Consider the following 312-nt stretch of genomic DNA (forward strand, 5'->3'; position numbering starts at 1 on the left):
TTTTTTATTGCCAGTAGAGTAGAGTGCGCAACCACCTCTTCGATAGTTGCACAGCCCCCTCATCAAACCGTACGTGCGGTTTTCCCGCATACGGCTTTCCTTATAATTTTCATCGGCGGGCATTCACAGGTCGTATGCCTGAAGTCTTATACGGCTTAATTAAACCATATTCTTTTACTAAAATAGCAAAGGCTTGTGTGCCATACAAGCTCGACTTACGTTGACTTTTACGATTATAGAAACGGGTGAGCCGTATACGGAGATATTCTTCCAATTTTCTAGAAGAAATCTGTGTGTAGCTCACTTTTTCTA

Annotated in this window: 1 protein-coding gene; it reads right to left on the reverse strand. The window is 42.0% G+C overall.

What is annotated here, in order from left to right; translation table 11 throughout:
- Positions 1-109: 109 nt before the first annotated feature.
- The coding region (locus HC175_RS24050; protein ID WP_209310214.1) for a hypothetical protein at positions 110-312 on the reverse strand (203 nt) is incomplete at its 5' end.

Source organism: Salinimicrobium oceani (assembly GCF_012037645.1).